Genomic DNA, 25,521 nt, shown 5'->3' on the forward strand with positions numbered 1-25,521 from the left:
AAATATAGAGCCGGGAGCAACAAGTCGCACCCAGCTCCAATATTTATGCCATGCAAACAGATATTTACATTCATGCAGCAGTGACTGCTGATTTTTTTCTCAGCAGTCACCAACTACAATCAGGCAGCCTGCTGCTCTTCATCCTTCTTGCGGTTGCGCAAGAAGATGAACATGCCAACAGCAACCAAGCACATGCCAGCCAACGCAAAGATGATCACGCCTGCAGCACCAGTCTTTGGAAGGTTGAACCAGTCATGATCACTGGTTGGAACGTTTTCGAACGTTTCTGTATGCGTCTGATTAGCAGTAATTGTAATTGCCTTAGGAGTGTCAGAAAGAGCATAACCTTCTGGAGCCTTAGTTTCTACAAGATAAATAGCAGTTCCCGCCTTAGCCTTATATGAAGTATCAAATTCACCATTTTTGTTAGTTTTGCCATTAAATGTAGAAGCAGATGCACATTCAGTTACATTTGCGATTGCTTTTCCTTCAGCAAGACCCTTAGCGCAAGCATTAGCCTTATCTTGCTCTGCAAATAACTTAAACTCTGCATTAGCAAGTTTCTTAGCATTATCTGAAGCGTTAACCTTATTTACCTGAAGGTAACCAAATTCAGTCTTAGCTACAGAACCAGGAGTACCTTCACCTGGAACAACAGGATCGCCAGGGTTTTCGTTATCGCCATGACCATTAGTAAAACCAGACTTGTTTACTACGGAAGTGACATCTTTTTTCTGATTATTGTTTTTATCTCGGTTGTCTTTAATCTTAAATTCAAGACTTACAACAACTTTAGATGGTTTTGATGGATCTGCATCTGTATTCAACACTCCAACAATCTTTTTTAAACCTTCACTAGTAAATTTCACAGATATACGCGTATAACCATCGGCAAGTTTCTTAGCCTGAGTCTTATCAGTCGTTTTTTCGACTGTATAATCTGTTGTTTTACTTAAATTGCTTGAACCAAACTTAACTGTCTTTACAACAGATTCATCAATGGTTTCAAAAGCGTCAGTTGGTGCATCATCGAAAACGGTATAACCTTGAATATCAGTTTCTTTTAAATTACCACTAGTAGGCTTGCTCTTGTTAACAGCTGCAGAAATAGTATAGGCAATTGTATCTCCAGCACCTACAAACTTCTTAGTGTCATCCACAGCCTTAGTGATGTTACCAGAAACATCCTTGTTCTTTGGATTAGCAGAAACCTCGTATACAAACTTGGCTCCGCCGCCATTAACTTTATCAATCTGAGGCACAGTCATGTAGAAAGGCTTAACATCAGAGGAATATCCATTTGGAACGAAAGATTCTTCTACCTTGTAAAGACCTAAATCAAGATCAGTAAATTCAGCTTTACCATTTTTAATTTCTTTTTCTGTACCATTTGTAGCAAGGGTAACACCTGACTCATCATTGGTGTTTAATTTAGTTACTTGCTTAGCAATATCTTCCCATCCTGCATAAGTAGTAACGTCAACATTGTTTGCGCCAATTTTTGTAACCTTGGTAACTTTAAACTTTGCACCATTAACTGGCGTATTTTTGATATTCTCACCTTCATACTTCCACTTATTGATGGTGATCTTACCCTTCAGCTTCTTACCAGCGTCAGACCAAGGTGCTGGCTTAGCAGCTGTTTGGTCAGCACCCGTAGCAAATGCCACGTTGTTTGCCACCACGGCGCCGGCGACGCACAGCGTGCCAGCCATTGCGAGCGAGGCGAATGCCGCCACGCATTGTTTAGTGAATTTATTCACTTTCTTCTCCTTTGTTCAGTGCCCTTGTGGGCAGGTTTTGAGGAAAATACGTTTATTGTTTTATTTTGTGTTGCGGTTTGCGAGTGTGACCACATTCAGAGGTTCCCACATGCAGAGGTTCCCACAACTTGCGAGTGAGAGCCACATTCCGTACGCGTGCCGCATTCAGTGATCTAGCCACTGTTTGCCGCTAGCTACTTTTTTGCCGCGCACCAGGGTATGTGAACTAGCCACCGTTTTCCGCTAGCCACTGTTTGCGCGCGTCGCATTGCGCAACAAGTTTTAGCGAGAATCGCACTGCAAGCTTGCGAGTCAGTTACGTCTTACGACTAGCCGGCTAGCAGGATTGCGTGCAAATGTTTTCATCAGCATCGCCACCTTTCGCTACGTCGCCTTAAAGCGCGAAGCTTTTTGGCAGTTTTGCAGATAAAATCTTTAAGCAGTGTCTTACGCAGCAACGCCTCGAGCATCGCGCGCCCCCACTTGGTTTGCTCAAGGAAGAACCCAGCCGCCATCACGCCCGTGCCAATCACAGCAAACGCACCAAGCAGCACGTTCCAGTTCATTCCGCCGGTCTTTGGCAGAGCGAATTTAGGCGGATCGATCACGTTCACTTTGAAGGTAATACGCTGCCAATTGTTTCCAAATGCGCCCATTTGCTTTTTGCCAAACACACCTTGACTTGGCTGCAAAGTAGACCAATCAATGCCTGTTATATACTTTCCGTCATTGGTTTTATCTGCATGGTCATAAATATCTTGGAATTTATCAAGATTGCCGCCAAGAACATGCTTTTTGTCGGTGTTACCTACATTTTCAACTCTATCGCCTTTAAGAGCATACACGGAACATGTGTATGTCCCAGCTTGCTGAGGAATACCAGAAATCTCTACTTCACTTCGCGCAACAGCGCTAACTTTGTCGAGAGGACCAGTTCCCTTTGTAAAACCGTACAGCAAATTAGGGTAGCAATTGTTATCATTCATGCTACATGCGATTCTTTGTTCACGAGTTGCAAACGGCCATGGCTCTACGAACTCGCCGTAACCACCCTTCTTATCGTCCAAATGCATATTCAACGAATCATCAAGGCCACGACTCCACTTTTGCTGACCATCTTTTGTACACAACATGCGGAATGTAATCGGATTCTTATTAGTAACGCTCCACGCGCGCACATACGGGTTCTTAGTAAGACTCGTGCCGCTCATAACGGTAAGTGGATTACTGGTACCTAGAGAATCTTGCTTAGGATCAGCATCTTCAGACCTTAGCAACTCCATTTGAAGGTCGTTAAAGTTATTCTTTTTCGTAACCTTTACAGGAGCAAACACCGGATTCATAGTGCTGGTTGCGCTCGATGAAGCCTTAAACTGGTTATTGCCAGCATCAGGATCGTCCGAAGTGGAACCGTCCGGGTAGTGCACAACAACATACTTTTTGTATGAATTGGCTTTAATAGATAAGTCTGGATTAAATGTTATCTTGCCATACTTAGCACCGTCGCCTTTTTCACTGTGCTTGCCCTTGTGATTATTAGGATCGGCAAGATTGTCAGGCTTATTGCTTTGGTCTTCATTGTTATCGGTTCCCCAATATGCCCATTCTGGTTGCAGTTCGCGAGTAACGCCATCCTTGCCCTTTTCTGTCTTAAACTCAAACCAAGTACCATCTGGGAAAGATCCTTCCTTGATGTAATCATACTTGTTTGGATCATTTGCAGGAGCAACAGGCTTCTTGCTACTAGGCACAGCAGTTTCAACACTTCCACCAGCCTGAACATTCACATTCTCATACACGGGATTATAGAAGTGAGCGTCGTTGTGAATGCGGACCTCGAAAGAGTCAGTCTTATAACCTTTACCGTCTTCACCGTACGGATACTTATTGTCCTTAGTCTTATCAAACATACCAACAGCTGGGTCAGCAGAAGTATCTTTCTTGAGTTTAGCTTTAACCGCATTCTCAAACTCAGTGGACTTCTTATCTCCACTTATAACGTAGACCTTGCACTGGTAGTCTCCAGTCTTTTGAGCCTTTCCGCCAAAATATCCGCGCGTCTGCTCGGAAGCGCCGTCACTGTCGTACAGATAGTTGTTTTTATCGCATTTCTTACTATCTGCGCGGCACTGCTCCTGCTGCTTAAAGCTCGCGTGATCCCAGATTTTCTGGCTCTTAAACCTCAATCCGTCTTTTTCGTCATCTTTCGCATTCTTACCTTTTTTATCAAAATGACCCGGCAAAGCATTATATGTATACTCGCTATACTTACCGTCCGTTCCCTTCTTAGAGCAGATTACATGCTGATGTAACTTACCAACAGACTTAGTCATCCACGAGTCGAAGGTTGCATCGTTAGTTAAGGACTCGCCTACTTTAAGGTCGTAGCCGTTGCCCATGCCCTTATCGTAGTAATGCTTATACAGGTTAAGATTAAGCGTATTTTTATCGTCTTCACGACCAACAGCAACAGGAGCATACACAGGATTGAATGTGTCTTTAGCATTCTGAGTCTTACTGAACTGATTGTTACCAGCCTCAGCATCCTCAGACGTAGAACCATCAGGATAATGCACAACAACAGGCTGATAATATGTAGCGGCATCCTGCCACTTATCAGGTCTAAAGGTCACCTTACCGTATATTGCACCATCACCAGTATCATGATGCTTACCTATATGGTTATTAGGGTCGTTTTTGTTGTCCGGTTCGTTACTATTTGTAGCAGGATCCCACTTAGCCCATTCAAGAGAATCTTTGCCATACTTAGTTTTACTTCTATCTGGCTTAGAATACTTTTTCAGCTCATACCAAGTGCCAGGAGGCAAAGCGCCTTCCTTAATAGCGTCATATGCATCCTTCTGAATATAAATATTATCTGTAGTTCCACTACCTGGCTTCACACTCGTTGGAGAATTAGATGTTACTTTATTTCCAGCTATCACTTTTGAAAGATCATAAACAGGATTGTAATAGTATGCGTCAGGATGCACGTGAATTGGGAAAGTAACAGATTCCCAATCAATGTGTCGCACAGAGTTATTCTGAGGATTCTTTGCATCTACTGTGTTATTGAGTAATGCGTTAATATTACTCAGTGTTCCACTTGCATCATTTTTGATATTTTTAACAACAGCATCGAAACGAGAAACAAGATTTCCTTTGTTACCTTTATGCGAAAGAGTTTTCAATCCATAAACCGTGCAAACAAAATCGCCATAATCTTTAGGATTACCTTTAATATAAGCTTTCGTTCGTTCTGTGGTTTCCTTATTGCCATCAACATTGTCTTTTACATCATAGTCGTAAAGATAAGTTCCAGTTTTGCAACCATTCCTATCATTACGATTACATGTTTTACGCTTATCACTGTTATGCTCAACATCAGCATGCTGCCACTGCTTAGGCTTACCATTACTGTCACCAGTAAGGCTCAACCCATTAATTCCACCAACTTGATACGAGCCAGCAATTGGCTGTCCAGTTTTAGGATCCTTCTTGTAACAAATCACTCGCTGATTAATAGGCCCAGGCTTATAAGCAGACCATGAGTCTACTAACATATCAACATTTTGATTCTTTTTGAAAGTAACACCCTGTGGATCGTTATCTATAATAATAGTTCCGCCAGTTCTGCCAGTGTACAGATTCAAATGAAAATCTGGATTTGCTGTTTTTCGCTCTACATTAACTGGAGCATTCACAGGTTTGCCGCCATTAGCAGACCCACGGTCAGTTGACTTAGAACCATCAGGATAATGCACAACTACCGGATAATTGTAAGTGTCTGCTTCCTGCCACTTATCTGGACTAAAAGTTACCTTACCGTATTTTGCACCATCTCCATCATTATGATGATTACCTACATTATTACTAGCAGGCTTGTTGTCTTGGCCATCTTCAAAAGAAGCCCATTTCGACAATTTGTTATTCAGATTCGAAGGCTCAAACCAAGTTCCATCTGGCAAAGGTGCATTGTTCTTCACATAGCTAGGATTATTCGTAACTCCATTAGCATTTCTGAAGCTTCTTGGAACTTTAGAAACGTTATTATTCTTATCAAAGTTACCTGCCTGCACAGTAGAAGTCTCGTACTTAGGATTGTACATTTCTGCCATTGGGTGCACTTGGAAACGGAATGTGCGCGAAGCTATATCTTTAGAAGTAAGACTAGTAAACATAGCTAACTGTTCAGGATGATTTTTGCCAAGATTATCAAGGTTACCGAGAATCTGACTACCCTCATGCAATGCAAATACAACACACCTAAAATTGCCATTATTCTTAGGCGTTCCACTAATAACAGCTCGAGAACGCTCAGCTGTATCACTATCGTCAGTGTACAAATATTTTTTCGCATCACATTGCTTATCTTTGCAATTTTTTTTAGCTATATTGAGCTTTTCCCATTGTACAGGCTTACCAATTTTCAAGCCATTAAATTCTTGCTTTTCATTAGATAAAAATGTGTACTTACTGTTAGCTGTAGGATCCTCACTGCACAATGTTCGGAAAACAATTTTACCAGGCTGAACATTAGACCATGAGTCAAGTACTAAATTAGGCTTAATAGGCATGCTGTTCGTATAATGCAAAATATCAGAGTCTCTGATTGGAGCACCAGCAAGACTATATTCATTATTTCCATTATGAATATTCAAATGCATATCTTGATCGCCAACTGGAAGCTTATTGACCTCCACACTGGCGTACACTACACCTTTACCGCCATTGAAGTTAGCAGCATCAGAATCCTCAGATGTAGAACCATCTGGATACGTAACAATAACAGGAGTTTTTCCCTTCAGTCCAGCTTCTTTTCTACCTGGCTTAAAATGTACTCTACCTGTTTTCTTATCTTCATTTTCAATATGTGACCACTTAAGCACTGGGTCACCAATGTTGCCACCCTTTCCACCATTACCTTTATATTGCCTTAAGGTAAAAGTAGTTCCTTCAGGCAATGGTCCTTCCTTAACCCAATACTTGCCATTTGGTCGCACGCTCTTAGGACGCTCAGTAAAAGCATTCGATGACGTAGGTTCCACATTCTTCAATGTTTCATATTCAGGGTTATACCGGGACGCCTGTGAAACGACGTGTATATCAACGCGTTTAACCTTCACAATTGAATTGTTCATTTTACAATTGTTAGGTCTAGGATCAGGATAGTTTATTTGAACATCAAAATGTATGGTTTTGCCTCTATCAGACGTCTTAGGATTATACTTAACTTCGCCTGTTCTTGGATTAATATATGCCTGACCAGGCTTCATATTATTAGGACTACTAGCCTTAGTAACACCAGACGGGAGTATCTCCTTATTCCCAATTTCATTCTTTTTAAACGTAAATTCTATTCCAGCATCAGTTGGAATCATCTCAGACGTAGTTCTGCCTCCATGATTTGGCATGTCCTTATAATATTTAAAATTGCCGTTATAAGAATCACCAACCCACTCACCAGTATTTATATACGGTTTCACGGAAGTAACTTCACCGTAAACAGCGTCCTCTTTAGACCTCTTTGGGAATTGGATGTCATCATCATTTTTAGGATTTAAACCATACTTAAACTCTTCCAAGTCTGGTATGCCATCACCATCGTGATCATACGGACCCCAAGCTGTAAACTTATGCTTGTCACCTCTAAGCGAAATCCAGCCAGCAAGGAAAGGCATGTCATAAGGATTCACTCCATCTTTAACTTCAGCAGAAACAATCCAGCGAATAGCATCTACACCATTATCTTGTTCCCAAGATTTAAGAATTCTGCCAAATTTACCAGCTCTACGCCATGTATTAATTTCACAAGCATTGTTTGAACCCATACCACATTTTGAAATAGAATTATCCCATAGGCCATCATATCCTTTATCACCAGGCAATTTGGTTTCATTGCTTCCACCATTAAAATCACCTGGTGATTGATTTTCGCCTCGAGTCTCCCAAGAGTACGTATTAATAAATGAATAGCCACCATCCTGTCTCTTAACAGGATGTCGACCGTCACTCTTAGTTCTATAACGCGTAATCTTAATAGTATTGTCCTTAAGATCCGCAGGGAGAATAAGATAAAAGTCAGGTCTACCACCATAAGTATGCTCAGCAGCTTCCTCATCACAGTCTATAAATGGATCCGCAATTTTTTTAATTCTGCAAGAAGTGGCATTAAAAAGAACATTCCAAGTGATAGTTGTTGTTTTCTTTCCATTAACGGTTACTGTATTTATATCTGGCGGCTGAACACCGAAATCCCTATATACATCATAACTCGCAACAGAGTTAGGAGAAATATATCCATTACCAATGTAATCCCAACTAACATTAGCTGCATTAGCTTCTTTTACCGGCGGCACTATGAGCATGGTTACTATGGTGGCGGCGACTACGAACATTGCGAAGAGCGCGCGGCGAAGAGTGTGAGATGGGCGTGCTGCGCGAGCGATGGTGACGCTGCCGGAAGTGGCTGCGTTGCTGGAAGTGACTGCATTGTCGAAAGAAGTGCTGGCAGCGCCGAAAGTATTGGCATTGCTGGAAGAAATAACTGCGGTGCTGGAAGTACGAACGGCGTCGTTAGCGCTGGTCTTACGCCAGACCAAAGCGCGCGACGCAAGACGACCCACGCGTGATGCGAATCCACGGAACTTTGCTGGTAACATTTTCTCGCCTTCCTGGTCCTCAACCGCCGCACAAGCCGCAGTATATCCCAAATTCCAACTCTCTAATCTTTAAGACTTCACGTACTCAACCTGCATACGATGCCAATGCTTAGCGTACTAAAACCTTGTACGCATACTACTGCAAATGCCATAGACAGAGCTAACCACAGGTAGTCAGTATAACAATGCCCTATATGCAAGCATGGTTGCTGAAAAGCCTCTAATATTTATACCCCCCCCCCCATGAATGATTTCAAGCAAAACACGTGTTATATTCGTGCATATAAAAAATTTCTATAATTCACGAATATCGCTAAAAAATCTACTGTAAAACGCATTTATAATGAATAATTTCCGACGCCAAAACGACGAAATCGCGTCTTCGGCGTGTCTAAAAACCGACCACTTTCCCAACACAAAGTACTACATGTTGTTATGGCGCATGCATCGCACTGCTATATACTGTGCTGGTATATGCAGTGTGTGCTGTGTGCTGTGTGCTTCGCTGCTGTGTGGCGTGTGAGATTCGTCACTATATGCCGTGCTGCTGTATGATTCGTCTATATATACTGTGTGCTTCGTCACTATATGCCATGCTGCTATATATACTGTGCAGCACTCAAGCATGTCATCGCGTCAGAAAGAAAATCCGGCAGAAACTTTACACACGTGCGCAGTTTATGCCGCTTCCCAGCCAGATTCCGGCAGAAACTTTACAGCGGTGTAAAATAAAGGTCGTCTACGCACCAAAATCCGGCAGAAACTTTACAGCCGTGCGCAGTTTATGCTGCTTCCCAGCCAGATTCCGGCAGAAACTTTACGCACATGTACAGAAAAAGTCGTTTCCGCGCCAAAAAACGGCAAAAGCTTTACAGCTATGTAAAGAAACGGTCGTTTGCGCACCTTAATCCGGCAAAAACTTTACGCGAGTGCAGACAGAAAGCGCGAGCAGAAGTGCGGAGCCGGAAGAAACGGCAGAAACTGTGCAGCCGTGCGCAGTTTATGCCGCATACGCACGCACACAAAACACAACCGAATTCACAATGAACCACCACACAAACCTGCCCTGCCTTCGTCTTTATTGACGAAGGCAGACCTCGCTTGCATTGAAAGCACACCGTGCTTTCAACTTTGAGCAAGCTCAGCGCTCCGAATTACCTTTGCGCGCTACGCTTTAAGCGCAAAGGTAGGTCGTCGCGCACAAACGTAAACAGCCTCATCAGCCGTCCCATAATCTATAACCACATACCTATCGTGATACTTTCTGCCAGCAGTCTTAAACTTCAAATCAACACCAGGATAATCGCTTACAAAATCTCCCAACATGCTTTCCGTAAGCATATTCTTATTCCTAGCATTATCACTAAAAACTACTATTCCCACCCCTTCACCAGCAAAACGTAATAGTTCCAAAGTTTTAAGACCAATATAATTATCAACAACGTAAATGCTTTTCTTAGCTGACTTATATATTTTGCAATACGCAAGATCCGCTTCTATTTTATTGCCGTCCATAAGAAGAAAATGCTTATACGTATTTGGATTAATAAAATTATCCATTACCTTATTAAAATCTTCCTTCGTTGCCATTTGAGATTTTATTTCCGCTATATCTTTAGTATTCTGATTCGTTTGAATCGCCAACTGCGCTAACTCATTCGCGCCAATAAAATCCCTGTTTTCAACAATATAATCCTTCATTTGCTTAAAGGTTCTAATAAGCGCTTTCGACTGAATTATGGCAAGTTCGCCTCTTAACACAGTCATGAGCATATAAATACCTTGCTCCGTAAAAGCATATGGAAGCTTTCTGCGACCACCCCAACTTGATGTAGAATTTTTCGACATCAAGTTTTTGAACTCATCAGCAGTTAGCTGAAACATAAAGTCATCATCAAACTTTTCTATGTTATTTTTTACCTGCTCGTTGAATCTTGCCGTAGTATACCCATAAATTTCAGCAAGCTCAAAATCAAGCATAACTTTTTGATTGCGAATGTTATAGATCTTCTCTTTTATCGTTTTAGCATCTATAAGCGCTTTAACTGGCACGCTTTTAGCGTCTATAAGCACTTTAGATGGCACACTTCTAGCGTCCGCGATAATTAAATTTTTATTCTGCTCTACCATAAAACCCCTCCTAAAAATGTGCGTAAAACCTAGCGCAGTGCAACAAAAACGTAACTTCTAACACAAGACCCATAAATCACAAGCAACACTGCAAAATCACAGAAACAAATCACAGAAACAAATCACTAAGTTACTAAAATCACGCAAATCACATATAAACGCATCGTTTAAACGCATCAGCGCATATACAACTATTCTACAAAACAGTACAGGAAAAGCAACGAGTAGACAGGCACGACCGAAACGACTCAACCGCGCGCAGTTTATGTCGCCTACGCGCACCAAAAAGCGGCAGAAACTTTACGCGCGTGTACAGAAAAAGTCGGCTACGCGGCAAAAAGCGACAGAAACTGTGCAGCCGCGCGCTACGCTCCAAGCGAAAAGGCAGGTCGTGTCGCTCGCGCGGATTAGCCGCGTTCACGTCCTCGCTTGCGTTGAAAGCACACCGTGCTTTCAACCCTAAGCAAGCTCGGCGCTCCGAGTTGCTTTCGCGCGCTAAATCGCAGCGCTCAAGCAGGTCGTCGCGCGCTAAAATCATCAATAATTGCTTGCATAATTAATGATATTTACGTTACATTATATAGAATTATTGTATACTTATATGAGAGTATGAGAAAAAGTACAAAATTCACCATAGACATAGGAGTCAAAATGACTACAGCAACAACAGATATAGTAAACGTAAACTTTCGAGCAAAGAAAGAAGACAAACTCAACGCGGAACGAGTTTGCAAAGAGCTCGGAATCTCTATGAGCGCCGCGCTGAACGTGTTTATTAAAACTATTGGTCGCGAAAAGAGGATACCGCTAGATTTTTCGCTAGATCCGTTTTACGAACCGTCAAATCAAGCATATTTGAAATCGCAGATTGACGGCGTGAGAAATGGAACCATCAAGCTCGAAGAGCACAATCTAATAATGAATTAGGACGTATGGTTCAAACAATGAGAAAGATTGCTTGGACTCCAGATGCCTGGAACGACTATCTCTATTGGGAAAGCGATAATAAGACTCGCAAAAAGCTCAACAATATTATTAAAGAGATTATGCGGAATCCAATAGACGGAAAAGGTAAGCCTGAACCACTCAAAGGAAACTATTCTGGCTGCTGGAGTAGACGAGTAAACGATAAGGATAGAATCGTTTACTCATTTACAGATGACTCGATTATAATCTACGCCTGCAGAGGCCACTACGACGATAAGTAGGGAAAGTAGAAAAATCAAAAGTGGGCTTAATGGGGTTCGAACCCACGACCTTCTGCTCCGGAGGCAGACGCTCTATCCACTGAGCTACAAGCCCGCAACTCGAGAAAGTATACACGCTAGTGAGGATGCGCGACGACCTGCTTGAGCGCAGCACAGCGCGCGAAAGCAACTCGGAGCGCCGAGCTTGCTCAGGGTTGAAAGCACAGTGTGCTTTCAACGCAAGCGAGGTCTGCCTGCGGCTTTATTACGAAGGCAGGGCAGGTTAGTATGGTTGTGCTTTAGAAACTAGATTGTGACTGGGGATGCGAAGCAAAAAGCGGCAGAAACTTTACAGCGGTGTAAAGGAAAGGTTGGCTACGCACGAAAAAACGGCAAAAACTGTGCAGCCATGTAAAATAAATGTCGCCTACGCGCCAAAAAACGGCAGAAATTTTACAGGCACGCACAGTTTATGCCGCCTGTGCAGCAAAAAACGGCAGAAACTTTACAGGAGCGCGCAGTTTATGCCGCATACGCACCAAAAACTCACGCGCACGCAGCCATCACGCGCCACCGAGGAAGGCAAAGGTGCCAAAGTAAAGCGCAGCCGCAACAGCAACCGACGGCACAATCGCGCACACAGCAAAAATCCACCAGTCGCGCGCACGCACACGACTCACCCTAGCGTGCGAACGCGCACCAACTCCCCCAAAACCGCGCGCTTCCATAGCAGTGGCGAGCGTCGTCGAACGTCGAATCGAAAGCACAAGCAGCGCAAACGACTGCGGGAAGAACGCCCTCACGCGATGCTCATCACCCAAACCGCGCGAACGCCTCGACGCAGTCAGTGCCGCCCAATCATCCTGCAGCACGCCAAACAGCCTAATTCCAGCCAAACCGCCGTACACGAATCGATCCGGCAAATGCAACACCTGGCTGAAAGCATCTGCCAAATCCGTAGCATCAAGCCCAATCACCATCACAATCGACGGCACGCCAATCGCCAAAATCCTAAGCGAAGTTGCAACAGCCAGCATAGCCGAACGATCCGTAGCATGCATCAGCCACCACTGGAACCAAGTATTTCCGCCACTTTTGCCGTATAGTAACACAGTGAGCGCGGAAGTCGGCGCGCCCACCCACACAGGCCACGAAAGGCGAATCACACGCCATGGCGGAAGCTTAATGCACGCAAAAATCACAAATTCCAGCAGCAACGCAACCGAAGCAGAAACGCAATCAAGCGTAAAAAGTAGCGGAATCGAAGCCGCGAACGCTCCAAAAATGCGAAATACTGGATTAATTGACGCAAGAAGTGGCGATTTGCTGGAAAGTTTCGCTTCCTCGTCGCGATTGTTTACTGCGCTCACTTTGATGCGCGAAATGTCGGTTGCGCCGGTAGTTGCGGAAAGCGCTTCGGTAGATTTTGCTTCAGCAGCACTCATTTCAGCAGCTTCAGCTTTCGCATCCGGCACAAGTTCAACCAAGCGCGCACCCAACGCCTCAACCAGCTCACGGTCGTGCGTCACCACAATAATGCTCACACCCCCGCTACGAAGGCTTGCAATCAAGCGAATAATTTGCAACCAAGTTTTGCGGTCCTGCCCAAAAGTCGGCTCGTCCAAAATCAGCACACGCGGAGCCGCAGCAAGCGACGCTGCCACAGTCAGACGACGCTTTTCACCTCCCGAAAGCGTGTACGGATTCGCCTTCGCGTAACGAGCCAGACGGAATCGCTTCAGCAGCTCCTGAGCCTTCGCGCGCGCCTCATCCGCCGAAACACCCGTGCGAAGCGGTCCCAACATAACCTCATCCAACACCGAACCACACGCAAACTGATGCTCCGGATTCTGAAAAACGTACGAAATGCGCTTCGCCAAATCAGGCGACTTCCACTTCATTGGATCCGTACCATTCGCGCCTTGAGCAAGAGCATCACTCGCCACAACCTCGCCGCTTACTGCCGGCAAAAGACCAGCCAAAGTGAGCGAAAGCGTTGATTTTCCAGCACCGTTCGCGCCGACCAAAGCCGTAATCTGCCCGGCTTTAAACTCAAGATTGATGTGACGCGCAATCGGCTCGCTATTATGGCTGATTGCGAGGTCCTTCGTGGAAAGTAGCACTTCTCCGTAGCCTTCCGCTGGATTGCAGTTTTCGTAATATTTTTCAGAAGATTCTGCATTTGTGGAAGAATTACTTACGGAAGAATTACTTGCGGAAGAATTTTCAGGAGATTCCGCATTTGCGGAAGACTTTTCGGAAGACTTTGCGTTGTGCTTGTAACGCTCCGGAAGCCAAATACCCAGATCCTCAAAGTCCAAATCAGTGCGATTAAACACCTCGTCTGGCGTGCCGTCCGCCACAATCACCGTGCGCGAAGAAGCCGCGCGCGCAATATCGTCGTCGTGAACGGTTTCGCTATGAACGGTTTCGCCGTTCGCATCTTTTCCGTTCGCAGCTTCATCATTCTCAAGCCCAAGCACAACCACGCGGTCAATCATGTCAATCCACGGCTCCGCGTGATGCTCCACAAGCACCATCGTGGCATGCGTCGAATCCAAAACCGCGCGCACAGCACCAACAATCTGCTGCGTGCCATCCGGATCCAAATTCGCAGTCGGCTCGTCCAAAAGCAGCACACTCGGCTGCATAGCGAGCGCGCCAGCAAGCGCCAAACGCTGCATCTGACCGCCACTTAAATGCGAAGTTGAGCGATGCAATTGCAAGCCATCCAACCCAACTTCTTTAAGACTTTTGCGCACGCGATCCCAAATCTCACCGCGCGGAACGTTCATATTTTCCGGACCAAACGCAACGTTATCCCCCAAACGCTGGAAAATCGCCTGTGCATCCGGATCTTGCAAAACCAAACCAACACGACCGCGCGCACGTCGAACCGGCACGCCGTCAACCAAAACGCAACCCTCGCTCACACCACCATCGGCATCTTCGACGAGAGTGGTTTGCTGGGATTTTGCGCTATCTTCGCTATTTTCTACGCTATCTTTTGCGCTATTTTTCGCCACAAAATCATTGCCAATAAGACCTGCCGCGCCGCTTAAAATCGTGGATTTACCGATGCCTGATGCACCAAGCAGCAACACGCGCTGCCCCGCCTTAATTGTGAGGTCCAACCCGCGCACAGCAAAAGCGCGACGGGAAGCATGACGATAACCCCAATGCTCAAAACGAAGCTCAGCGTTATTAGCTTTGCTAGCTTTATTAGCGTTATTAGCGCTGCTGTCACTATTGCAATCGCTTGAAGCTGATGGAAGGAAAGTTTCAGATTCTTGCGATTTAACAGCATCAGGCATAGTAAATCCTTTATGGCAATGATAGATTTTTAATTTTTGCGAATACGTTATTCGCTATTTTTCGCGTATTTCGCGACCGGACGCAAACTGATCCAACGCGCCGGTCTTAGCGATTCCCACATACAAGAACCACATTAAAACACCAGCAAACACAATTCCGGAAACCACTGTGCTGGCGAAGTATGGAAGACCATACTTGCCGAATACGCTAACAGCCTGCAACTTACCGAGGAAGGTGTAACCCCAGCAACCAATGCCAGTCAATGCGCCGGAAAGAATCATTGTGTTCAAATTCCACTTCTTGTAAGCGAAAATAATGAACGCAATTTCAGCAAACAGACCCTGAACCACTGCAATAGCGAAGGTTTCAGCACCACCCCACTGATTGCCCATCAAAGCTTCGAGCACGCCAGCTACGACTTCAGCGTAAATAGCAGCACCCGGCTTACGCACGATTACTGCGGCCAAAGGAGCAGCGAAGAGCCAAAGACCGTTAATAAGACCTGCAAAACCTGGAAGAATGCTGTTTAGCGCAGTCCATGGAACCTCACTAAAAATGGCAACAACCCAATAAATAAAAGCAGAAACAACGCCAATTACGGAAGCAACTGCGATGTCTGCAACACGCCACTGCATGTTGGACTGATAATTTTCTTCTGACATAAAAATGTGCCTTTCTTGTTACGTGTTGCAATGCGTTACATTGTGCGCAATGCAATATTTTGCGTTACATGTGTACATTACGATGCTGTGCGTCAAACGCGTTACATTGCGATGCGTTACATGCAATACTTTGCGTTACAAAGAAACCTTGCAACACCTCTCCAGGCACGGGAAAAACAGACCTCCGTGCGCCGGTATTACCCGGATTCACGTTCAAGCGGTTTTCTCTCAGCTCTGAATGTTCACGCTTACATAAGCGAAAACACAGAGCACCCGTGTCGATTGACGATTGTACGGCAGCGCGTAGACGCCAACCCTCCAAACGAGGGCGCGACGACATGCTTGAGCGCAGCACAGCGCGCGCGAAAGCAACTCGGAATGCCGAGCTTGCTCAGGGTTGAAAGCACGGTGTGCTTTCAACGCAAGCGAGGTCTGCCTTCGTCTCGATTGACGAAGGCAGGGCAGGTTTGCATGGTAGTTTATTGGGAATTCGGTTGTGTTTTGTGCGCGCGACGACATGCTTGAGCGCAGCACAGCGCGCGCAGTCACCCATCTGCACCAGTAACGAAAAACGACAGAAACTTTACGCGCGTGTAAAATAAAGGTCGCTTGCGCACCAAAAAACGGCAGAAACTGTGCAACGGTGTAAAGTTTATGCCGCTTCCCAACCAAATTCCGACCAAAACTTTACAGCTGTGTACAGAAAATGTCGAAATCTCATCAAAAAGCGACAGTTCCTTCACATTTACGTAAAGTAACTGTCGCCAATCCGTCGCAAGAATAATTTACTTACCGCGCATTGCACGACGGCTGATGCGCTGCGGACGCGTTGGATCGATGCCCTTCGGAATGCCAAATCCACTCTTGCTTTGCAACGTGCGCAAACGCTCATTCAAAATCGCAAGCTCCGTCTTAGTAAGGAAGAATCGGCGGTTCGGATGAATTTTATCAAACAACGCAAACTTGTGCTTCACAGGCTGTAGCGTCTTCGAGCGCAACACCTTTCCGCGCAATTCTTTAAGCTTCACCTGATTTTCGCCATTACCAACAGCAATACGGTATACAGGTATATTAGATCCGGCAGTAACGCTTTTAATAGCGTGCTCCTGTCGATCCATAGCATGCATTAAACGCTCGTAATTACCCTCACCAACGAGGAAAATTCCGTTAAAACCAGTGCCTCGCCAAAGCGCATCCTTCGTGCGCGCATCCACCCACACAGGCTGCTGCGGAAAAGTAAAACCGCCCTTATTAATCGCAGAAATAATGCCGGCAGCCGCACCCGGACGACCTTCCAACTTTGCATAACCAACTTTATCTGCACGCTTCGTAAGCACAACAGTAAACAGCAGCAGACCAAGCATCACCGCTGTAATAAGCATCATAATCCACATCAAAATGGACCAACGAGATGCAATTCCAAGAATTACAGCAACCAAAATCGGCGCAGCAAACGCGCAAGACAACCACAAAGGCAGCTGCTTATCGTCAGAATGCGTGTACTTATAAATACGTATGATCTGCGAGAACATGCCCTGCTTTTTCTTAGTCTGCTTCATGCCTTGCGTCGCACCCTTCGACGCGCCTTGCGATTTGCTTTGTGCTTTATCTTGTGCCATGCGTTTACCCCATAATATTCGCGTTATTTTGAGTATCCCAAATAATAATAGTAGCTTGTGCAAATATTAATAAATTTGCACTTATTTCTGCACTTACTTCGGCCAGTTACCACGCTTTGCGCTACTCGGCTTAGGCAAACGCCAGCGACGAAGCTGCATAGCGCGGCTGAATGCGTACATGCCGGAACGCGACTTGCGCGACACAGCCACATCACCAAAACGACGAATCAGCTCCTTACGCAACTTACGCCACATAACAAACATGTCAATTACAGATGCAAACAAATACGCGTACAAGAACACTGCAAAAACAAAATAAACAATCACAAACTTAGATAGCGCAAACAAGCAAATCATAATCAGCACTGCAACTGGTATGAAAAACTCGCCAATATTAATTCGAGCATCCACGTAATCGCGAATATACACACGCCACGGAAGCTGCTCAATTTTTGGCATATGCGCCAAATCGCCAGTGCGCATTGCGTTGTATTGCAAATTCTCAGATTCGCGAAGACGAGCACGCGCGCGTTTTGCGCTTTCCTTGCGATCTGCTGGTACTAGTGGGCGAAGCTTTTGCGCCTGAGCAGCGTTGCGCTTAGGAGTCGGCGCGTTTTTTTCGCGAGATTTCGTCGCTACAGACGATTCTGCATCCGCTACTTTCTTTTGCAACGAAGGAGTAGACGCGCCCTCATTATTGGCAGTTTTCTTTGCAAATGGATTCCATGTCATGTTTGCAGATTACTCAACAGACTAGACGCATGCAGACGCGGAGGAAACGGCAGAAACTTTACGCGCGTGTAAAGAAAAAGTCGGCTACGCAGCAAAAAGCGGCAGAAACTTCACAGTGTTGCAAAGTTTTTGCCGCCTGCGCGCAAAATTAGTCAGAATTACTCGCCCAATCGATCCAAAAGCAGCGCTTCCGTCACAATATTTCCGCGCAAACCAGGCAATGAAATCGACTCGTTCGGGCTGTGCGCATTGGACTTAGGATCTTCCGGACCCGTCACCAGCACCTGCGCCTTCGGGAAGATGCGCTGAAGCTCCGGAATAAACGGAATCGAACCACCCTCGCCCTTATTTACCGGCTCCACGCCGAAAGCATCGCGCATAGAAGCGAGCGCATCCTTCGTTGCAACAGCATCCGGATCCATTGCCCAACCCATACCGTTATCAATCGGCTCTGCAGTAACTTCTGCACCAAAAGGCGCGTGAGATACCAAGAAGTCGCACAAAGCTTTTTGCGCTTCTTCCGGACGCTGCGAAGGCGCGGTACGAAGCGAAAGACGCAGCTTAGTTTCGTGCGCAATCACATTAAAACTGCCCTCAACAGGATGTGCATCCATGCCGATTACCGTCAAGCTCGGCTTAGTCCACATGCGCGCTGCGAGAGAACCGGTGCCGGCAAGCTTATAAGAATCGACCACGGAAGAGTCGGCACGCACTTGCGCTTCGTCCAAATCGCGCTGCAAACCGCCAACCGGCTCCTGTGCTTCAATTCCAGGCACTGCCAGGTCGCCAGCCTCGTTGTAAAGCGAGGCAATAAGCATGGAAGCGAGCGTGTAAGCATCTAAAATCGGGCCGCCAAACTGACCGGAATGCACTTGATGGCCGAGCACTTTAACCTTCACGTCCACGTCGGTATTTCCGCGCAAACTCGTTGTAAGACTTGGGATTTCGGCGGACCAGTTGCCGGAGTCGGCAACGATAATTACGTCTGATTCAAATTCGGCTTTATGCGACTCGATAAAAGGAATGAAGCTTGGCGAGCCCATTTCTTCTTCGCCTTCGATGAAAACCTTAATATTTACGCGCAAATCGTCGCTCAGTGCGCGCAAAGCTCCGTAGTGAATTGCGATTCCGCCGCCGTCGTCGGCTGAGCCGCGTCCGTAGAGGCGACCGTCGCGCTCGGTACCTTCAAATGGGTTGGTTTCCCACTCAGATGGATCTGGAACTGGCTGCACATCATGATGCGCGTAGAGCAAAACCGTTGGCGCGCTTGGGTTTACGATGCGCGAGCCGACCACTTCGAAAGCTCCTGGAGTGCCGTCCGGATTCGTAGACTGCTCGACGCGCGCGTCAATACCAACCTCACGCAATACCCCAGCCACGTATTGCGCGGACTTGCGCATATGCTCGCCAGCAATGCCCTTAGCCGACACCGCAGCCAGTGAAATCTTCTTATTCAGCACGGAAACTACGTCATTCCAGGCGTTTTGCACGCGAGCGCGCACGTCTTCGACAGCCAAACCTGCCATAAATCCTCCCAAATAAAAGTAACAGAGCGGTAATTGATGCCTGTAAAACTATACCTACAAATTTAAACTATATTCGCAACTATGTCCGCAAATATGAGGAAACGCGAGAAAACGCGACGCAAACTTAACTATCTACTTTGGTCAGCTTGCGAGACCGTTTCTTTACACGCCTGTAAAGTTTCTGCCGCTTTTTGGCGCGCAAACGACATAAACTGCGCGCGGCTGTAAAGTTTCTGCCGCTTTCAAGCCCTCTCAATGCGCGTGGCAACCCAATCGACGATATAAGGCGCGCACTGCTCAACCTGATCCATCGCAACCTCAAATTCGCGAGGACCTCCGTACCACGGATCTGCCAAGTCGAGCAACATCTCGCGACCCGGCTGAGGCTTAGGAAGCGACGGATCAAACGCGCGATACATATGCACAAGTTCGCGCTTTTGCGCAGGCAACAAACGCAAAAGCGAACGCATATGCGAAGCCGTCATAGGCAAAAACAGGTTCGTTTCCGCAATCTCATCCGCTTCAATTCGATGCGCAAAATGCGAAGCAGGAAGCCTGTATCCGCGCTTAGTTAATTCTCTTTGCGCGCGGCGATCAATCGGATTTCCGTACTCTTCGTCGCTTACACCGCTGGAACGCACAGCAACAACGTCGCCCAATCCCCTCAATTGAAACTCGTTGCGCAACACAATTTCCGCCATTGGCGAGCGGCAAATATTACCTGTGCAAACCGTCATAACAGTGTATGGGTGACGTGCGTCTACCTTGATTTTGCTTGATTCTTCAGTCATGCTTCCTCGTTTATTTTGCTGTCTCGTTTACTTTGCGATTTCTCGTTTACTGCACAGGCTCATATACCATAAACCGGTATCGTGCAGGATTGCTTTCGCTACCAACCTTCAGCGGCGCTTCCTCAAGCTCGCCTTCACGCGCAACATGCCATTTTCCTGCATCAACTAATGCATGAATATTCGGAGCAAATGTGTCCGCTGCAACTTTCGCATCAATTTGCGTTACGTAAGCTGCGTCTGCGTGATAATTCGCAAGCATTTCGCGCAAAATCGCAGCTCCGCCAATAACCCAGATTGCTGGGCCATCTTGAGGCGAGTCTTGAGATACGTTTTGAGATACGCTTTCCTGACTTTCCAGCACTTCCCTATTTTCCAGCCATTCGCGCGCGTAATCCAAAGCCGCGTCAATGCTAGTAAAACTACGCGCTCCATCTGCTACAAAATCAGGATTATGCGTAACAACAATATTTTCGCGACCCGGAAGCGGACGGAATTTCGGAGGCATCGCATCCCATGTACCGCGACCCATAATCACAGGGCAACCGATAGTCATCGCCTTAAAATAGCGCAAATCCGGCGAAAGTCGCCACGGCATGCCTCCGTTTACGCCCATAGCGCCGGGCTTGCCGTCCAAACCAGAAGCCTCGCCCCAAATCAGTCGCACAGGGAAATTATGCGACACGCTGTTTGCCATATACGCACCTCACACGCTAAAACAAGCTAAAAATTAAACTAAATCAAGCAAAATCAAGCAAAATAATTTGCAATCAATCACACCGCAACCGGTGCTTTAATCGTCGGATGATGCTTGTAATCAACCACCTTAAAATCGCTGTAATCGTAGTCAAAAATCGAATCCGCCTTACGAATTTCAAGCTGCGGATACGGGTACGGCTCGCGCGAAAGCTGCTCAAGCACCTGCTCAACGTGATTGTCATAAATATGGCAATCGCCGCCCGTCCACACGAACTCGCCCGGCTCAAGACCTGCTTGCTGAGCCATCATCATCGTCAAAAGCGAGTAAGACGCAATGTTAAACGGCACGCCAAGGAACATATCGCAAGAGCGCTGGTAAAGCTGGCACGAAAGCTTGCCGTCAGCAACGTAAAATTGGAAAAGCGAATGGCAAGGCGGCAACGCCATATGCTCAACTTCCGCAGGATTCCAAGCGCTAACAATCATGCGACGAGAATCCGGGTGATTCTTCATAAGATCCAGCACGTTTGCGATTTGGTCGATTGTGCGGTTTGGATTTTCCGCTGTCGGCGCCGGCCAACTCCTCCATTGCACTCCGTAAACAGGGCCCAAATCGCCATTTTCGTCCGCCCACTCGTCCCAAATATGAACGCCGTTTTCTTGCAACCAACGCACATTACTCGAGCCTTTAAGGAACCAAAGCAACTCGTACGCAAGTCCTTTGAAAAACACGGTTTTCGTGGTGATAAGCGGGAAATATTTGCTAATGTCGAAGCGGATTTGCTGGCCAAAAAGCGAAATCGTACCAGTGCCTGTGCGATCTGATTTTAGAGTGCCTTCCGTGAGGATTTTTCGCACTAAATCCTCGTAAGGAGTTGGAATATTAGACGCTGGTTTTTGTGGTACCCGCGCGCGAATTGCTGCAAGTTCTTCTTCTGTTAAAGCCATGCTGCCATGTTAACAAAGCACTAATAAATTTAAAGAATTGCGCTCGTAAAACCATATGTCTACCACGCAAAACGCTAGATTCGACAATTGAGCGCAAAGTTACAATCCTTACGATAACATGAACAAAAACGACTACAGCAAAGGAGCAAAAATGTCTAGAAGATTATGGGTAGAGCGCAACGAGGACGGCACTTGGGAAGCACACAGCAACGACGGTGTGAGCTTGAAGTTTGGTCACGGCGAAGGCATGTTCAACCCGGTTGAATTAATGCAAATCGCTTTAGCTGGTTGCACAGCTCTTAGCAGCCAATACGCTGCAGAACACGCTATTGGCGAGGGCGCTGGAGCGCGAGTTGTAGTAAACGGCACGTACGACGCGGAAGAAGGCACGTACTTGCGTTTTCAAGAAGATGTCACTCTTGACGCAACTTGCGCAAAACCTGCGCTCAGCCAGGAAGATGCGTCCGCACTAAAAGAGCGCATGGAACGCCACATTTCCAGGGGTTGTACTGTTAAGCATACGCTCGAAAAAGGCGCGCAAGTTAGCGTAAACGTTACGGTTCGCAGCTAGAATAAGCCAAAAGTCGCGCCAAAAGTCGCGAAAAATCGCACTAAAATCACACTAAAATTCACCACATGTGGCACAATTGAGTACACAAGATATTTGCGCAATAATGACGCTACGCATGCATGTATGCAACCGGAGGAAACTTTGAAAATCGCTATTTTTACCGAAACGTATCCACCGTACATAAATGGCGTCGCAACACAGTCTTATATGCTCAAAAAGATGTATGAAGAGCTTGGTCATGAAGTGCTAGTAGTCACGGTCGGCTCCGAAAAACAGCGCAAAACCAAGCTTGAAGATGGAGTTGTTTACGTTCCGGGCATATTGCTTAAAAAGCTTTACAAATACCGCGTTGCGCTCCCGATTGGTCACATGCGAAAGCAACTTCCTCTTAAATTTAAGCCGGATGTCATTCATATTCAAAACGAATTTGGCATTGGCGAAATCGGCTTGGAAGTAGCAAAAAAAGAGCATATTCCCGTTATTTATACGCTTCACACAGAATACGATAAATTCCTGTTTTACATTGGCTTAAAGCATTTTACTGAGTTCTCTCGCAATATTTCGGCGAAATATTTTATGCGATTCTCGAAAAATGCCACAATTATTACGAGCATGTCTCCTAAAGCACAGGCATATATTGACCGTCAGAAGGTTGATAAAAAAGTAATTGTGCTGAATAACGCTGTGGAATATAAGAAGTTCCTACCAACGCCTGAGCGACTTGCATTCCGCAAAGCTTTCCGCGAAAAATATGGCGTTTCTGACTCTACTAAGCTGTTTGTTTTCGTTGGTAGAATCGGCGCTGAAAAAAATATTTCAGAATTAATTGACAACTTTATGTATTGCGATTTTCCTCGCGAAAAAGCGCGCTTATTTGTTATTGGCGGCGGTCCTGATTTGGAATCGTTGCGCAAGCGCGTGGCAGATAATGGTTTTGACGACAGAATTTGCTTGCTTGGGCCTATTGCTCACACGGAAATTCCAAAGTATTTGCACGCAATGGACTACTACACAACAGCATCACTTTCCGAAATGCACTCACTTTCGATGCTAGAGGCAATGGCTTCCGGTCTGTTTGCGCTTGTAAAGCATGATGTGCCGAATGAGAAGCAGATTATTAGCGGTCAAAACGGGTATCAGTGGGATACTAAGGAAGATTTTAAGACTGTTTTTAGTAAAGTTTTGAATATGAGCGAGGCTGAGCAGGCTCAGCTTAAGGCGAACGTGCTCGAGTATTCGAAGAATAACGATTTTAAGAGCCAAGCGCTTGAGCTGCTTAAGATTTACAAGCGCGCAATCGAGATGAACAAGGAAAAGCTCGCTGAAAAGAAAGCTAAGCGAGATGCCAGGCGCGCGCGTTTTATGCTGAAAAAGCGCGAGAATACTGAAGCGGAGCCGCAAGAATCGCAAGATTAGACGCTCTCACGCTCCAAACGCGGTCGCGATGACATGCTTGAGCGCAGTACAGCGCGTAGGCGACCAAAACTTTACACTGTTGTAAAGTTTTGGTCGGAATCTGGCTGGTAAGCGGCAGAAACTGCACACAGCCGCACAGTTTTGGTCGGAATCCGACTGGGAAGCGGCAGAAACTGCACACGGCTGTAAAGTTTTGGTCGGAATCCGACTGGGAAGCGGCAGAAACTGCACACGGCTGTAAAGTTTTGGTCGGAATCCGGCTGGCAAACGGCAGAAACTGCACACAGCCGCACAGTTTTCTGCCGTTTTTCGTTACTGGTGCAGATGAGCGACTGCGCACGTAACGACATGCTTTCGCGCTATCGCAGCGGATCGATTGTTTGCTCAATCTCCTTAGCAGCTTCTTTACCAGCCTTCGGCACATCAACCTCATGTACTCCGGAAATATCGTCAATAGACGCTTCAGAATGCTGCTTTTGCGCTGCTGCAACCTGAGCTGCACTAAATTCCACATACTTGCGCGGCACAACGTACACAGGCCTCGAAGAATGCTGCAACAATCCCTGGCTAATCGAACCAAGCAGCAAACCGGTAAAGCCACCGCGACCGCGAGAACCAACAACCACAAGATCATGATTCAAACTAGCCTGAGTCAAAGCTTCAACGGCAGAACCAGGCACAACAGTTCGATGAATTTGCAAATCCGGCAAACGCTGCAAAATTGGCTTCACGCGCTCCTCAAGATCCTCCATGTACGATCCCATAACAGCAGTATCGCCCTCAGCACCTTGCACTCTTGGCACTGCGGAAATAACATCAAGCTCAGCATGCCAGCTATCCGCCAAATCAGCCGCAATTTCAAGAGCTTTAAGCCCCCACTTTGACTCGTCAGAGCCAACAGCCACACGCGTAATCGTATTATTCAAGTGAATACGCTGACCGTCATCGTCAGTGTAAGGCACAACCACAATTGGGCAATACGCATAAGCTGGAAGCGAAGAACTAGTTGTGCCGAGCAAACGCTCTGCCAAGCCACCTTTTCCACGATTACCAATCACAATAAGCTGATAGTTACGAGAAAGTTCCACGAAAACCGAAGAAGGATCGCCCGTAACAATTAGCGTAGTCGCGTCAACTCCCTGCTCAAGAGCAACAGCTTTTGCTTTAGATAGAATTTCTTGCGCATCGTGATGAGCTGCATTATCGTCACCAATCGCAGTGTAGGTGGCATCAAAAGAAACAGCAGCATAACTTGGCAACGAATAAGCGCAAACAATTTGCAATTGCAACCCAGCATGCTTTGCGTAATTTGCAGCCCACCAAACCGCTTTATAACTCGCGTGTGAGCCGTCAACTCCAACCAATACAGCTTTTTCTGGGATCATTGCCAACCTCCTCATACTTGCACTCGCGACAGCAGCGTCACTCGCGCACAACTTGTAAATACTATTGTAGCGTAATTTTAGATTGAGTGTTGGCAGTTTTGCGATATATAACTACAGA

At 46.2% G+C, this 25,521-nt stretch carries 16 protein-coding genes and 1 tRNA gene; 4 read left to right on the forward strand and 13 right to left on the reverse strand.

The annotated features are described in order from the left end of the window. Positions 1-119 precede the first annotated feature (119 nt). The 3 genes from HXT26_RS04380 to HXT26_RS04390 all read right to left on the reverse strand — a co-directional run bounded on the left by HXT26_RS04380 (position 120) and on the right by HXT26_RS04390 (position 10,555). Entirely contained in the window at positions 120-1,763 is a 1,644-nt protein-coding gene (locus HXT26_RS04380; protein WP_415696239.1) for a SpaH/EbpB family LPXTG-anchored major pilin, read from the reverse strand. A gap of 365 nt (positions 1,764-2,128) precedes the next feature. Continuing rightward, positions 2,129-8,425 (reverse strand): Rib/alpha-like domain-containing protein, encoded by a 6,297-nt coding sequence (locus tag HXT26_RS04385; protein ID WP_422111943.1) that lies wholly within the window; start codon positions 8,423-8,425, stop codon positions 2,129-2,131. 1,167 nt (positions 8,426-9,592) lie between these two features. Continuing rightward, entirely contained in the window at positions 9,593-10,555 is a 963-nt protein-coding gene (locus HXT26_RS04390; RefSeq protein WP_422111944.1) for an ORF6N domain-containing protein, read from the reverse strand. 651 nt (positions 10,556-11,206) lie between these two features. On the opposite strand from HXT26_RS04390, the gene HXT26_RS04395 reads away from it, so the two are divergent. Both HXT26_RS04395 and HXT26_RS04400 read left to right on the forward strand, forming a co-directional pair. Continuing rightward, positions 11,207-11,482, forward strand: a complete 276-nt coding sequence (locus tag HXT26_RS04395; protein ID WP_004105185.1) for a type II toxin-antitoxin system RelB/DinJ family antitoxin — start codon at positions 11,207-11,209, stop codon at positions 11,480-11,482. Between the two features lie 17 nt (positions 11,483-11,499). Continuing rightward, complete coding sequence (locus tag HXT26_RS04400; protein ID WP_080550925.1) at positions 11,500-11,763, forward strand: Txe/YoeB family addiction module toxin; 264 nt, start codon at positions 11,500-11,502, stop codon at positions 11,761-11,763. Positions 11,764-11,784: 21 nt separating this feature from the next. Here the strand turns inward: HXT26_RS04400 and HXT26_RS04405 are convergent. The 9 genes from HXT26_RS04405 to HXT26_RS04445 form a co-directional block, all read right to left on the reverse strand. Then, positions 11,785-11,857: transfer RNA gene (locus tag HXT26_RS04405), tRNA-Arg, on the reverse strand. Positions 11,858-12,305: 448 nt separating this feature from the next. Beyond that, positions 12,306-15,056 (reverse strand): ATP-binding cassette domain-containing protein, encoded by a 2,751-nt coding sequence (locus HXT26_RS04410; RefSeq protein ID WP_422111945.1) that lies wholly within the window; start codon positions 15,054-15,056, stop codon positions 12,306-12,308. A gap of 54 nt (positions 15,057-15,110) precedes the next feature. Further along, complete coding sequence (locus tag HXT26_RS04415; protein ID WP_004105192.1) at positions 15,111-15,719, reverse strand: ECF transporter S component; 609 nt, start codon at positions 15,717-15,719, stop codon at positions 15,111-15,113. Between the two features lie 785 nt (positions 15,720-16,504). Further along, positions 16,505-17,278 (reverse strand): DUF4191 domain-containing protein, encoded by a 774-nt coding sequence (locus HXT26_RS04420; RefSeq protein ID WP_032835341.1) that lies wholly within the window; start codon positions 17,276-17,278, stop codon positions 16,505-16,507. Between the two features lie 153 nt (positions 17,279-17,431). After that, complete coding sequence (locus HXT26_RS04425) at positions 17,432-18,070, reverse strand: DUF3043 domain-containing protein (protein ID WP_004105197.1); 639 nt, start codon at positions 18,068-18,070, stop codon at positions 17,432-17,434. 158 nt (positions 18,071-18,228) lie between these two features. Then, positions 18,229-19,596 carry a dipeptidase gene (locus HXT26_RS04430; RefSeq protein WP_422111946.1) on the reverse strand — a complete coding sequence of 456 codons (1,368 nt, stop codon included), beginning with the start codon at positions 19,594-19,596 and terminating at the stop codon, positions 18,229-18,231. A gap of 242 nt (positions 19,597-19,838) precedes the next feature. Beyond that, positions 19,839-20,387, reverse strand: coding sequence for a low molecular weight protein-tyrosine-phosphatase (locus HXT26_RS04435; RefSeq protein ID WP_004105200.1), 549 nt, complete (start codon positions 20,385-20,387; stop codon positions 19,839-19,841). 46 nt (positions 20,388-20,433) lie between these two features. Further along, positions 20,434-21,081, reverse strand: coding sequence for a dihydrofolate reductase (locus tag HXT26_RS04440; protein ID WP_422111947.1), 648 nt, complete (start codon positions 21,079-21,081; stop codon positions 20,434-20,436). Between the two features lie 77 nt (positions 21,082-21,158). Beyond that, positions 21,159-22,031 (reverse strand): thymidylate synthase, encoded by an 873-nt coding sequence (locus HXT26_RS04445; protein ID WP_064340453.1) that lies wholly within the window; start codon positions 22,029-22,031, stop codon positions 21,159-21,161. A gap of 151 nt (positions 22,032-22,182) precedes the next feature. Between HXT26_RS04445 and HXT26_RS04450 the strand changes: the two genes are divergently transcribed. Both HXT26_RS04450 and HXT26_RS04455 read left to right on the forward strand, forming a co-directional pair. Then, positions 22,183-22,602 (forward strand): OsmC family protein, encoded by a 420-nt coding sequence (locus HXT26_RS04450; protein WP_422111948.1) that lies wholly within the window; start codon positions 22,183-22,185, stop codon positions 22,600-22,602. Between the two features lie 141 nt (positions 22,603-22,743). Further along, entirely contained in the window at positions 22,744-24,018 is a 1,275-nt protein-coding gene (locus HXT26_RS04455) for a glycosyltransferase (RefSeq protein ID WP_112928873.1), read from the forward strand. Positions 24,019-24,377: 359 nt separating this feature from the next. Here HXT26_RS04455 and HXT26_RS04460 read toward each other — a convergent pair whose 3' ends face one another. After that, complete coding sequence (locus tag HXT26_RS04460) at positions 24,378-25,403, reverse strand: universal stress protein (protein WP_004105206.1); 1,026 nt, start codon at positions 25,401-25,403, stop codon at positions 24,378-24,380. Positions 25,404-25,521 lie beyond the last annotated feature (118 nt).

This window comes from Gardnerella sp. DNF00497B, from assembly GCF_049262725.1.
GTDB lineage: Bacteria > Actinomycetota > Actinomycetes > Actinomycetales > Bifidobacteriaceae > Bifidobacterium > Bifidobacterium leopoldii.